At 59.8% G+C, this 11784-nt stretch carries 15 protein-coding genes; 6 read left to right on the top strand and 9 right to left on the bottom strand.

Going from position 1 to position 11784, the window contains the following annotated elements; genetic code table 11:
- A partial coding sequence (locus ADK28_RS05985) for a TonB-dependent receptor plug domain-containing protein (RefSeq protein WP_048795155.1) occupies positions 1 to 370 on the bottom strand: 370 nt, incomplete at its 3' end.
- Positions 363 to 1478: an ABC transporter substrate-binding protein gene (locus ADK28_RS05980; protein ID WP_048795154.1), complete on the bottom strand. Its 1116-nt coding sequence runs from the start codon at positions 1476 to 1478 to the stop codon at positions 363 to 365. The genes ADK28_RS05980 and ADK28_RS05985, both read right to left, overlap by 8 nt.
- A 218-nt stretch (positions 1479 to 1696) precedes the next feature.
- Here ADK28_RS05980 and ADK28_RS05975 point away from each other — a divergent pair, with 218 nt between their 5' ends.
- A complete protein-coding gene (locus ADK28_RS05975; RefSeq protein WP_021504707.1) occupies positions 1697 to 2158 on the top strand; it encodes a GNAT family N-acetyltransferase in 462 nt (153 codons plus the stop codon).
- Here ADK28_RS05975 and ADK28_RS05970 read toward each other — a convergent pair whose 3' ends face one another.
- Entirely contained in the window at positions 2159 to 2716 is a 558-nt protein-coding gene (locus ADK28_RS05970) for a class I SAM-dependent methyltransferase (protein ID WP_016928909.1), read from the bottom strand.
- Between the two features lie 241 nt (positions 2717 to 2957).
- On the bottom strand, positions 2958 to 3242 hold the full coding sequence (locus ADK28_RS05965) for a YdgH/BhsA/McbA-like domain containing protein (protein WP_004940519.1): 285 nt from the start codon (positions 3240 to 3242) through the stop codon (positions 2958 to 2960).
- A 309-nt stretch (positions 3243 to 3551) separates the two neighbouring features.
- Here ADK28_RS05965 and ADK28_RS05960 point away from each other — a divergent pair, with 309 nt between their 5' ends.
- Positions 3552 to 4727 (top strand): low temperature requirement protein A, encoded by a 1176-nt coding sequence (locus ADK28_RS05960; RefSeq protein ID WP_048795153.1) that lies wholly within the window; start codon positions 3552 to 3554, stop codon positions 4725 to 4727.
- Positions 4728 to 4758: 31 nt separating this feature from the next.
- Here the strand turns inward: ADK28_RS05960 and ADK28_RS05955 are convergent, their stop codons facing one another.
- Positions 4759 to 6120 (bottom strand): esterase-like activity of phytase family protein, encoded by a 1362-nt coding sequence (locus ADK28_RS05955; protein WP_048795152.1) that lies wholly within the window; start codon positions 6118 to 6120, stop codon positions 4759 to 4761.
- 425 nt (positions 6121 to 6545) lie between these two features.
- Here ADK28_RS05955 and aqpZ point away from each other — a divergent pair, with 425 nt between their 5' ends.
- On the top strand, positions 6546 to 7241 hold the full coding sequence (gene aqpZ, locus ADK28_RS05950; protein ID WP_004940529.1) for an aquaporin Z: 696 nt from the start codon (positions 6546 to 6548) through the stop codon (positions 7239 to 7241).
- Positions 7242 to 7298: 57 nt separating this feature from the next.
- On the opposite strand, the gene ADK28_RS05945 is transcribed toward aqpZ, so the two are convergent.
- A complete protein-coding gene (locus ADK28_RS05945) occupies positions 7299 to 8069 on the bottom strand; it encodes a class I SAM-dependent methyltransferase (RefSeq protein WP_048795151.1) in 771 nt (256 codons plus the stop codon).
- Between the two features lie 117 nt (positions 8070 to 8186).
- Here ADK28_RS05945 and ADK28_RS05940 point away from each other — a divergent pair, with 117 nt between their 5' ends.
- The 3 genes from ADK28_RS05940 (at position 8187) to ADK28_RS05930 (ending at position 10485) form a co-directional block, all read left to right on the top strand.
- Positions 8187 to 8990 (top strand): helix-turn-helix transcriptional regulator, encoded by an 804-nt coding sequence (locus ADK28_RS05940; RefSeq protein ID WP_033641179.1) that lies wholly within the window; start codon positions 8187 to 8189, stop codon positions 8988 to 8990.
- A gap of 107 nt (positions 8991 to 9097) precedes the next feature.
- On the top strand, positions 9098 to 9841 hold the full coding sequence (locus tag ADK28_RS05935) for a DUF2076 domain-containing protein (RefSeq protein ID WP_033641480.1): 744 nt from the start codon (positions 9098 to 9100) through the stop codon (positions 9839 to 9841).
- Positions 9842 to 9936: 95 nt separating this feature from the next.
- Positions 9937 to 10485: a GNAT family N-acetyltransferase gene (locus tag ADK28_RS05930; RefSeq protein WP_033641180.1), complete on the top strand. Its 549-nt coding sequence runs from the start codon at positions 9937 to 9939 to the stop codon at positions 10483 to 10485.
- Here ADK28_RS05930 and ADK28_RS05925 read toward each other — a convergent pair.
- From ADK28_RS05925 to ADK28_RS05915, 3 genes are all read right to left on the bottom strand, one after another.
- Positions 10476 to 10727 carry a hypothetical protein gene (locus ADK28_RS05925; protein ID WP_016928917.1) on the bottom strand — a complete coding sequence of 84 codons (252 nt, stop codon included), beginning with the start codon at positions 10725 to 10727 and terminating at the stop codon, positions 10476 to 10478. The genes ADK28_RS05930 and ADK28_RS05925 overlap by 10 nt on opposite strands.
- A gap of 86 nt (positions 10728 to 10813) precedes the next feature.
- On the bottom strand, positions 10814 to 11266 hold the full coding sequence (locus ADK28_RS05920; protein ID WP_033641181.1) for a thiol-disulfide oxidoreductase DCC family protein: 453 nt from the start codon (positions 11264 to 11266) through the stop codon (positions 10814 to 10816).
- A gap of 75 nt (positions 11267 to 11341) precedes the next feature.
- Positions 11342 to 11671 carry a hypothetical protein gene (locus ADK28_RS05915; protein WP_015376796.1) on the bottom strand — a complete coding sequence of 110 codons (330 nt, stop codon included), beginning with the start codon at positions 11669 to 11671 and terminating at the stop codon, positions 11342 to 11344.
- Positions 11672 to 11784 lie beyond the last annotated feature (113 nt).

Here is an 11784-nt window from a genome sequence, read left to right as displayed (position 1 = left end):
GAATGGAGCCGTCGCGGTTGTCGCCGAAGCCGCGTTTCATTACCGCGTCCTGGGTGCCCCCCAGCGTGTTGGCCTGGGTAATGCCGCTGACGTTGTACAGCGCTTCGTCCAGGCTGCTGACCGCCTGATCGGCAATCACCTGTTGCGGCACCACGTCGATCGCTTGCGGCACGTTCAGCAGGTTGGTTTCGCTGCGGGTGCCGGTGACGCTGGTCAACGGCTGATAGCTCTGCACGCCGTCGGCGTCTTTGCGGCCGACCACCACCAGGTTCTCTTCCTGCGGCGCGGCTTTTTCCGCCGCCCACGCCGGCGATGTCGCGCAGGCCGCCAAAGGCAATGCGCACCACCAGCCGCGCTTGTTGTTATTCATTATCTAACTGACTCCAATAGGTCCCTGAAAAAGGTAACGGCAAAAACTGCTGATACAGCTGTTGGAAGGTCTGCTGCGGGTTGATGTCGGCGAACAGATCCGGGTAAAACGCTTTGGCGAACATCTCGACCAGCACGACATGGTACGGGCTGAGGTAAAAATTGTGCCAGACGCTCCAGGCGCGGTGGTTTTTCACCGCCTGCAGGTTTGTCAGCATCGGCTGTTTGGCGATCAGCCGGCGGAAGCTGTCGGCGGCCTCCTGTGGGCTGACCTGCGGCCCGAGGCGCAGATCGGACAGCCGTTTGCCCTGCGGGCCGGCCATGCCGGTGGCGAGGTACACGTCAGGATTGGCGCTCAGAATGGTTTCCGGGTTCAGTTCGCCATACACCCCTTTGACGCTGGCGTTGGCGATGTTGTCGCCGCCGGCGAAGGTCAGCAGATCGCCGAGATTGCCGTGCGCGGCGGTGGTGCAGCAGGTGTCGCGCCGCCCCAGATGCAGGTGCAGCATCACTTTGGGCTTCGGTCCCTGATAGCCCGCCAGCCGTTGCTGAACCACCGCCATATGCTGCTGATAAAACGTGATGAATTGCTCGGCGCGCTGCTGGCGGTTGAGCACTTCGCCCAGCAGCCGCACGCTCGGCACGGTGTTGTTCAGCAGATCGATGCGCAAATCGACGTAGATCACCGCCACGCCGGCCTTGCTCAGTGCGGAAACCAGCCGATCGTTGTCGCCGTCTTCACGCGCGTAGCGCGCCAGGATCACCAGATCCGGCTTCAGCTGCAGCAGGCTTTCGATGTTGACCTGGCGAAAGTTATTGCCGCTGATGACGGGGATCTGGGCTATCTGGGGAAACTTCTGCGTATAAAGCTGCCAGCTTTGCGCATCAAAGCGCGCCAGATCCGCCGGCCAGCCGATGATGCGCTGCGCCGGGTTGCCCGGCTCCAGCAGCGCCAGCGTATACAGCATGCGGCTCTCCCCCACCACGATGCGCTGCGGGTTGTCCGGCACCGCGACCTGGCGGCCGGTGATATCGGTCACCGTCTTCGCCTGGGCGGAGAACACGCCGAACCACAGGGAAAGCAGCAGTAAAATGAGGGAATTGCGCATGATTGAGCCGAAACGGGGGAAATAGTGTGCGCATGATAATCACTCTCATTAGCACTTGCAATCCCACGCCGCGATTGCCAAAAGAAATCCGGGAAACGGTGCCGGGCACGCGGTGAAACACCGTGAAACCGCTAAAATAGCGGCTTTAAAAAGTTAAAAAAATGGCGGAAAAATCGGTTAAATAGGAGGGGGAAACAGCAAAAAACCGGGAGACCGCCATGACTCAACGCATCATTCCGCTGTCGGAGTGCCCGCAGTTTGCCGATGTGTGCGCCGCCTGGGCTTTCGGCCAATGGGGCTCACAGCGCGGCGGTTCGCTGGCGCGCACCCAGCTGCGTTTCGCCCAATGCAGCCGGCCAAGCGACGATCACCTGACGCTGATGATGATCGACGGCGATCGTCCGGTGGGCATGGCCAGCCTGTGGCCCAGCGACGACCATCAGCGCCAGGATCTCACCCCGTGGCTGGCCGGCGTCTTCGTGCATCCCGATCACCGCCGCAAGGGCATCGCCCACCGTCTTGAAATGGCCATCGTCGAGGCGGCGCGGCAGCGCCATCACTCGGTTCTGCATCTCATCACCGACAAATCGGAAGCGTTGTACGCCGGCTGGGGTTGGCAACCTCTGGAGCGCCGGCGGCAGCATGACGAAGAGGTGGTGGTGATGGAGAAAAAACTGTAGCTAACGCGGCGTACAGACATACACCAGCGCCGGCGGGAAGTTGCGCACCACCCGCAGGCGCCTCCAGTGAAAATAGCGCGACAGCAATTTTTCCGACAGGTGGCTGTATTGGAACAGCACCAGCGTGCCGTTGCGCGCCAGCAGCCGCTGCCGGGCCTGCTGAAGAATGCGCACGCTGATCCTGACCGGGATCGACAGCAGCGGCAGGCAGGAAAACACCACGTCGTAATCCGTGGCCATCCGGGTCGCCGAATGGCCCATCACCTGCAGCCGCCGATCGTCTATCCCGCGCAGCCGATGCACGAAATGGGGCTGGATTTCGAAAGCCTCCAGCGCCGCATCGGCGCGCATCCGCCCCAAAATGCGTTTGGTCAACACCCCGTCGGCCGCCCCCAGTTCCGCGATCGACAACGCCCGGGTCCATTCAATCTGGTTCAGCATCGCCTGACACAGCCACGGGGAAGAAGGTGCCAGCGTACCGACGGTGCGCGGTGAAGCCATAAATTGCTGCAGGTAAGCGAAGTGATTCATCAGTTGCAGCCGGGTCGCATTTAACATTGAGGCCTCCTTGGGTTAAGCCCTCAATGTGAGCCGAATTTCTTAAGTAATCATTAACATGATTCCGAAAGCGGCAGACACAGTTGTAATAAAATGCAACCTCATCAGCGGCACGCAAAGAAAAACGGCCGTAATAATGACCTGAAAATAAGTCGTTTATACACCGACTACCCAGATAATTATTACGACCGTTTATTTTATTGACCGTGTTGCCGCGGCCAAAGCGTAAAAAAGCCGATGCTTAGCGATAAATTTCCGCATTGCCGCGCCAGTTGCTGGAATCCCCGGGGGTGTCCAGACCGATAATGCGATAATGGCTGGCGCCGTCCGCCGCGGCTTTTTCTTTAAGGGCGGTGATGGCATCATGCGGTGAGCCGCTAATGCCGGAAACCGACACGACGCCGATGCTTTGCAGATTGGCGGCCTGCTCGCTGTTGACCTGTTTCACCGACGACAGCGGCGCGGCGAAAGTGGAGAAGGAAGCGGCGGCGATCAATACGGCTGCGATGCTTGGGATGAGTTTCATGATTGACTCCAGGTGTTCTTGTTTATTAGCTCGTTGTCAGTGATGTTAATTATCCGCTAGCCAATGAAAACGGACGTCATGCAACGTAAAGAACATCAATCATTGTGAGGAGAATAAGGAGGAAGTAAGAGCGGGTGTGTATTTTCAGGCGAGGGTGGCTTTATAGGCTTCACCTTACCCCTATTTGATGAACAATTAAAGACAGGGTGAAAGAAAGAGCGCGCGCCGCGTCTATTTAAGATTTTTTACCCGCCGGAGCGCGCTGAGCTACGCTGATTTTGTGGCTTACCCTTTTAAGGAAGAACGCTTATGTCGCAAAACCTGCTGCGCGTGCGTGACGGTCAGGGCGCTTCGGTGTCATTTTCCGAGCTGCTGTTCGATCTGATCTACGTTTTCGCCGTGACCCAACTCTCCCACTATCTGTTGCATCACCTGACGCTGACCGGCGCGCTGGAAACCCTGCTGCTGTGGTTCGCCGTCTGGCTGGCCTGGCAATACACCGCCTGGGTCACCAACTGGTTCAATCCGGATACCCGTCAGATCCGCCTGCTGCTGTTCGCGATCATGCTGCTGGGGCTGTTCGCCGCCGCCGCGCTGCCACAGGCGTTTGGCGAGCGCGGCCTGATCTTCGCGTTGTTCTATGTCGCCATTCAGGTCGGCCGCTCTGTCACGGTGCTGCGCCTGCTGGCGCCTGGTCACCCGTTGAAACAGAACTTTCGCCGCATCCTCGGCTGGCTGTGCATCTCCGCCGTCTTCTGGATCGCCGGTGGGCTGGAGGAAGGCAACGCCCGCCTGGCGCTGTGGGCGATCGCCGTCTTGTGCGAATACGTCTCGCCGATGTTCGGCTTCCGTCTGCCGGTGCTGGGGCGCTCGGACAGCAGCAGCGAATGGACCATCGAAGGCCACCATCTGGCGGAGCGCTGCCAGCTGTTCGTTATCGTGGCGCTGGGGGAAACCATTCTGATCACCGGCGCCACCCTGAGCGAGATGGAAAGCTGGAGTCTGCCGGTGCTCATCGCCTCGCTGGTGGCCTTTCTCGGCAGCCTGGCGATGTGGTGGGTTTACTTCGACACCAGCAGCAAAGCAGGCAGCCACGCCATCAGCCAGGCGGAAAACCCCGGCCAGCTGGGCGCTTATTTCCACTACGTGCACGTCGCGCTGGTGGGTGCCATCATCGTCTGCGCCGTGGCCAACGAGCTGGTGATCGCCCATCCCGATGGCCGCATCCAACACGCCACGGCGGCGGTACTGCTGCTCGGCCCGGCGCTCTACCTGTTCGCCAACGCGCTGTATAAACGGCTGGTGTATCGCCGCTTCCCGCTGTCGCACCTGGTTGGGCTGCTGGCGTTGGCGGTATTGGCCCCCGCCGCCTATTTAACCGATCTGCTGATGGTCAATGGCCTGACGACGCTGATCATGGTGGTGGTGGCGGTGTGGGAGAGCATCTCGCGCGGCAGAGCGCCGCAGCGGCACGCGCAAGCCTGAAGCAAACGGGGGCGCTGCCGCCCCCTCTCGATCACTTCAAGGGTTGCGGCAAGGTGAGCACCCAGAGCTCGCTCAGCGACTCCGGCTGCTCCAGAGGGCGCAATTCGATACGGGCGTCGGTCTTGTCGCCGTCGAGGCTCAACCGCCCTTCTTTCTCCAACTGGTAGTCGCCGATTTTTTTGCTCTTTGGCGACGCATCCACCAGCTTCGCCTGCAAGCCGAAATCGTTGTCATTGATCACCGCCAGCGTGCGATCGTCGAGCAGCGCCAACCCTTCCGCTTTCTCCTGGCGCCAACCCAACTGACGCAGATCCGCCACTTCCCGTTTCTGCGCCAGCTTCACGCCGCGTTTAGCCAGATCTTTCGCATCATCGAACTCCAACGCTTTACCCTGGCCGTCAAACGCGCTCAGATCGCTGGCCTGCGCGAGATCCACCAGATAGATCTTGTTGATCATCGTCTTTTCTTTACCGGTTCCCTGTTCAATCAACAGGATGCGCTGGTTGTCCAACGCCACGACATCGCCAATTTTGGCGTCTTTGGCTTTTTTATAGCGGTCGATATCGATGGGATAGCCGTACATCGCGGTTTTGCCACTGCGCGGATCGAAGCTCACCAGCCGGGTAAACTGCGCCTTGTTTTTGCTTTTGCCGTCGACATCCAGCGTGCTCTGCACCGCCGCCAGAATGCGCCCATCCGGCATCCGGGTCAGCCCCTCAAAACCGCGGTTAGGCTGGCGCCACTTCAGGATGTTCGGTAACCCGCTCGCCACCGCCTGCTCGCCGGCCTGCGGCGTTGGGCCATATTTGGCGAGGATTTTACCTTTGCCGTCGACATGGATCAGAAACGGGCCATACTCGTCACACAGCCAATAGCCGCCGTTGCCGTCACCGATGATGCCTTCGGTATCCAACCCGCGGCGATCGCCGGACAGCGGTTGCAACGCGTCGTTCAACGCCACTTCGTTCGTGGAACCAATCAGCTCGCTCGGCAGCGGCAGCCCGCTAATCGGCCCTTTTTCGTCATGCAAGGGCCGCGCATTCTCGGCCACGGCCTTGCCGCCGCCGATACGAATATCCATCAACAGAGGCGTGAATTGCGGATTGGCGAAAATCTTGGCTTCTTGCTTGCCCACCGCAGGGGCATCAGCATTCGGGCCGCGATCGGTCAGCGTCGTCAGCACCAGATCGTCGCCCTGCTTGCGATTGAACGACAGCCCTGAGCCGATCCCCACCGGCAGCCCCTGCGGGAAATGCTTGGCAAACGCCCCCTGATAGGCGACGCGCTCCCCGCCGGGGAAGCCGACCACATAACGCGCCACCTCAATATCTGCAGCGTAGGTGAATACAGGAAACAGCGAAGCCAACAGCAGGGAGAGCGATTTTATTCTCATGTTTTTACCCGAGGTTGAATGAAGCGTTATCAGGCAGAAGAAGATATTAATTTAGCATGACACTTAGATGACAACAGGCGCTGCGTCAAATGTAAAACAAGCAATAAGGTTGGCTGGCAAATAGAAATTAGCAATTAACCTGAGCGTATTGAATGGAGAAAACCGCTGGAAAAAACCGCCCGAAAATAGCCCGCCATTTTGCTTAGGGTAAATTCTTATAGTAAAGATAAAAAAAACGGCAAACGCGCGTCGGCACGGGGAAAAACGGTGTTTTTCTCATAGACAAAATAAAATACCAGGGATTTAATACCGCCGTTATTCAAGGTGCATTAAGAAAATTCTATAGAATATCTGCATGAACTCAAAAAGCTGTTCTATAGTTTTTAGTGCTAACGCCCGTTAGTCTATTCCGCAGGATGGAATCTATGTCAAAGCGACTTTTTGCTGAATTTTTTGGCACATTTTGGTTGGTGTTTGGTGGTTGTGGTAGCGCAGTATTGGCAGCGGCATTCCCACAGCTGGGTATTGGTTTCCTCGGCGTCGCGCTCGCTTTCGGTTTGACCGTGGTGACGATGGCCTATGCCGTCGGCCATATTTCCGGCGGGCATTTTAACCCGGCGGTCACCGTCGGCTTATTCGCCGGCGGCCGTTTCGCGGCGAAAGACGTGATTCCTTACGTTATCGCTCAGGTCATCGGCGGTATCGCCGCAGCGGCGGTGCTGTATTTGATCGCCAGCGGCAAAGCCGGTTTCGACGCCACCGCAGGCGGCTTCGCTTCCAACGGTTACGGCGAACACTCACCGGGCGGTTATTCTCTGCAAGCCGCGATCGTGATTGAGCTGGTGCTGACGGCCTTCTTCCTGATCGTTATTCACGGCGTGACCGACAAGCGCGCGCCGGCAGGCTTTGCCCCGCTGGCGATCGGCCTGACGCTGACGCTGATCCACTTGATCAGCATCCCGGTGACCAACACCTCCGTCAACCCGGCGCGCAGCACCGGCGTAGCGATCTTCCAGGGCACCTGGGCGCTGCAGCAGCTGTGGGTGTTCTGGCTGGTGCCGCTGGTCGGCGGCATTATCGGCGGCCTGATCTACCGCTGCCTGCTGGAAGACAAAAAATAAGCGTATCGCAGTCGATCGCGTTTCACGGGGCAGCCTTCATCGGCTGCCCCGTTGCTTTCAGCCCTTCGTCACTGCAAACATCATGATATCGCTGGTAAAGGAGCCGTCCGGCTGAATCGCGAAATGCGCCGCCACCTCCTGCGACACGCTTTGCTGCAGCGCGCGGATCGCGGTAACGAAATGCGCCGGCGTGCGCATGCGCGCCACCCAGCTGCCGAACTCCAGCATCAAGCGATCCGACGTCACCTCACGCACCACCAACCCGGCTTCGGTCAATAACGTCAGCCACTCGCCCGGCGCATAATTGCGCACGTGCGAGGTGTCGCGCAGCACTTCCACGGTTTGCAGGTAGATATCCAGCAGCGGATGCCCCGGCGAGACCACGTCCATAAAGATCGCTCTGCCGCCCGGTTTGAGTACCCGCCTGACCTCGCGCAGCGCCTGGCCGACGTCGTGCCAGTGGTGCGCCGAATAGCGGCTGATGACCAGATCGAAGCTGGCGTCTTCAAACGGTAAAGACTCGGCCACGCCCTGCTGCAGCTGAATGTTATTCAGACCTTTTTCCGCCGCCGCCTGCTTCACCACCGCCAACATTTGCGCCGACAGATCGTAGGCCACCACCTGCGCCACCCTGGCCGCCGCCGTGAAGCTGGCGTGCCCGGCGCCGCAGCCCAGATCGAGCAGGCGCGCGTCGGCGTGCGGCTCCAGTAACTGTGCAAGGCGTTGCAAATCCTTGCCCTGCGCGTGTACCGCGCTGGTTAAGTAGGCGTTGGCCTGCTCGCCGAACTGCCGGTCTACCGCGTTTTTATGGCTGTCGCTGATGCTCATGTTTGCTCCCGTTATTATCCGGCTTGCGCCTGTGCCTGAAGGCTTTCGGCTACTATAATCAGGCTACTATACGGGTACAATATGAGCAGTTATCCTGGTATAAATAGGTACCACGCTATGTCATCAGAAGCCTTATCCGGGCCAAAGGCCCTCGGCGCGTTCCTGCGGGCGCACCGCGAACGCATCACGCCGGAAATGCTCGGCCTGCCCAGCTCCTCGCGCCGTCGCACCAGCGGCCTGCGGCGCGAAGAGCTGGCGCAAATCAGCGGCATCAGCGCCACCTGGTATACCTGGATCGAACAGGGCCGCGAGGTATCCATTTCCCCCTATACGCTGGCCCGCATCGCCAAGGCGCTGCGGCTCGGCCCGGCCGAACGCCACTACCTGTTTACCCTCGCGCGCGTCGCCGACCCCGAGCAGGAAACACACCGCGAAACCGCCAACGACGCGGTGCTGCAAAGCGTGCACCAGATGACGGTGCCCTGCTACCTGCTGGACGTGACCTGGAACGTCGTCGCCTGGAACCCGCAGGCGGCGGCGCTGTTCAGCGGCTGGCTGGATGTGGCCAACAGCCCCAACCTGCTGCACTTCATGTTCTTCCACCCGTTGGCGAAAACGCTGGTCAGCGATTGGGAGGAACGCGCTCGCCGCGTGGTGGCCGAGTTTCGCGCCGAGACCAGCCATCATCAAAATACCGAAGAGATGCGCGCCTTCGTGCGCAACATGACGCACAACAGCGCGGACTTTAATCACTGGTGGAAGCAACATGACGTCATGGCGCGCGAAGGCGGCGAAAGAGCGTTCGAGCATTCTCGGCAAGGCGCACTGCGCTATCGCCAACTGACCTTCCACCCGGCAGAACACGCCGGTCTGAAGCTGGTGATGCTGATCCCGCTGCCGCAATTGGTAACAAATTCATAGGCAAGTTTACCCGCCATTTATTTATTGGTTCATGTAAACGCGCTAGGGTGATTAATACCGATGATAATGATCATCCAGCACCGTTATTTATCTCCTGAGGTACTCCTATGCAATCCGAAGAACAACGCCTTATCGATGGTCTGTTTGGCCGCCTGAAAGACGCCGAGACCAAGACGGGCCCACGGGATCTCCAGGCAGAGCAGCAAATCAACCAGCATATTCGCGAGCAGCCTTCCGCCCCTTATTACATGGCGCAGGCGATGATTATTCAGGAGGCGGCGCTCAAGCAGATGGATCAGCGGGTCAAAGAGCTGGAGGCTCAGGTGGCACAGCTGCAGCAAACCGCCAACGGCCAGCAGAGCAGCGGCGGCTTCCTGGCCGGTCTGTTCGGCGGCGGCAGCCGCACGCCAAGCCCGCGCGAACAGTATCAGGCACAGCAGCAAAATACGGCGGCCTGGAACAACGCGCAGCAGGGGGGCTACACGCAACAGCAGCAGCCTGCCTATGCCCAACCGCAGCAGGCGGCGCCTTCACGCGCCGGCGGCTTCCTGGGAGGCGCCTTGCAAACGGCGGCGGGCGTCGCTGGCGGCGTGGTGTTGGCCGACATGCTGACCGGCATGTTCCGCCATTCGCAACCACAGGAAATCGTAAATATTATCGAGGAAACCCCGGCGCCGCTGGACGACAGCGCAATGCGCAATTTCGACGCCTCCAACAACCTCGATACCTTCAACAACGGCGATGGTGGCAGCTTCCTGAACCAGGACAACGGCTTCCAGAACGCCAGCTATCAGGACGACACGGATTACGCCGACGACGATTACAGCGACGACGACGACTCCTTCCTGTAATTCCCTTCGCCCCCTCTCACCCGCAGAGGGGGATTTCCCGTTTCACCAATCTGGTCTACAGTGAACACTGTTCATTTATCCAGCCGGGAGAAACGATGATGAGCCTTACTCCTTCAGACCCTTTTTTCAGCGAACGCCTGCAGATGCGCCCGCCAGTGATGGCGGATCTCGAACGTTTCTACGCCATCTTCGGCGATCCGCAAACCCAGCGTTTCAATCCCGCCGGCCCGCTCACCAGCGAAGCGCAGGCCGCCTCGGCGCTGCAAGAGAGGATTTCCGGGTGGCAACAACACGGTTACGGTTCCTGGGCGATCGCCCTGCGCGAACGGCCGGATTGGATTATCGGCTTTGGCGGATTGTCCTGGAAACCGCTCGGCGCGCAGCGCACCGTGAACCTCGGCTATCGATTCGATACACGCGTCTGGGGCATGGGGTTGGCCACCGAGATGGCGCGGGCTTCGCTGCAATATGGTTTTGTCGGATTGGCGATGGAGGAAATTTCCGCCATTGTGCGAGCGGAGAATCAGGCGTCGTGGCGAGTGCTGGAAAAGATCGGCATGCGGCGGGTGGATACGCTGGATGACGTGCCCGGCGCGGCGCCGAGCCTGGTGTACACACTAAAGCGCGGCGACTATCAGGGCTGATCGTCGCTGATTTTGGCCAATGCCATGCGATAAGATTTGACCTTCTGACGCTTCTTTAGCCAGGTAGTGGTCGACACGATGAACACCGCGCCCGACATCGCCAACACGCCGGTCGGGTGGCCGTAAAACACCATCAAGGCAAAGTACACGGCGGAAACGATCGCCACCCATTTCGCCGTATTGCCCATGTCGTTTTTCTCCTGGGTCAAACGGCGAATGCGCTCTTCTTCACTGATTCCCATACGCGCTCCTTGTTGGTTGAACGTTCCATTATATGGAGTTGGAGTGCTGATATTTCAAGCGATTGGATGGTAAAGAAGCGTAAAGCTCAGGCCGGCGGCTCCCGCCGCCGAGACAGATAGCGCCCGGGCTGATCGGCGCCCGGCAGGCCGCTGCCGTCGTTGCGGCCAAACAGCCGGTAGCGATTGCCGGCGACCGCATCATAGACCTTGTCCGCCAGTCGCGGCGGCAGGTAACGCGCCAGCGCCAGCGCGCGGTACGGCCATCCCACTTGGCGCAGCGCCTGAAACAACGCCGCCGAACGTAGCCAACAGCGCCCCTGCTCAACATAGACCACGGAATCGAATCGATCGGTCGGCAATCCCAGCGCCTGCAGGATCGCCTGCCCTTCGACGGATTGCACCGTCGCCAACAGAATGCGCCGCTGCCGATCGGCGCGAATAAGGTATCTCACCAGCCCGTGACACAGATTGCATTCGCCGTCGAACAACAGCGCGCGATCGCCGGGCTGGAGATAAGGCAGCTGTGATAAAGGGGTCATCCCGCCTCCCGAGAACCGCTCTCCTTAGCCTAACGCGCCTGGCGCCCCCAGGCCAGGACGGGATGACAGGGCCCGTTAAGGCGCAGGCGGCGCGTCAGGCACGGCCACCACCGCGACGCGCACTTCGTAATGTTTGGCGCTGCCCGCCGGGATCACCGCCGTCAGTTTGTTGATGGTTTCCACCGGATTGTCGCTGGCCGAGGTGGCGCAGAACAGCTCGCCGCCGTGGCAGAATCCCGGCTTGGGCGGGTGCCCGCCCGGGAAAGGCGGCATGCGCATCGGCGCATCCATCAAAGGCGGCAACGCGTTGGCCGCAGGCTTCTCAGGCGCCGACATCGCGCTCGCGCTGAACAATAGCGCCATGCCCATGCAGGGCAGCGCCAGGATCTTGATTGCTTGTTTCATTAAATTAGCCTCATTTGCCGGGTTCGGGATTACGCTACCCCGCCCCCGGCCCATGAGAAAGCCGCTTTTCGCTACCTTTTCGCCTCGCTGCGCTTTGCTTACATCCCGCGTCT

The sequence above is a fragment of the Serratia sp. 506_PEND genome (assembly GCF_001076875.1).
Lineage (GTDB): Bacteria > Pseudomonadota > Gammaproteobacteria > Enterobacterales > Enterobacteriaceae > Serratia > Serratia marcescens.
This window is presented reverse-complemented; position numbering and strand designations above follow the sequence as displayed.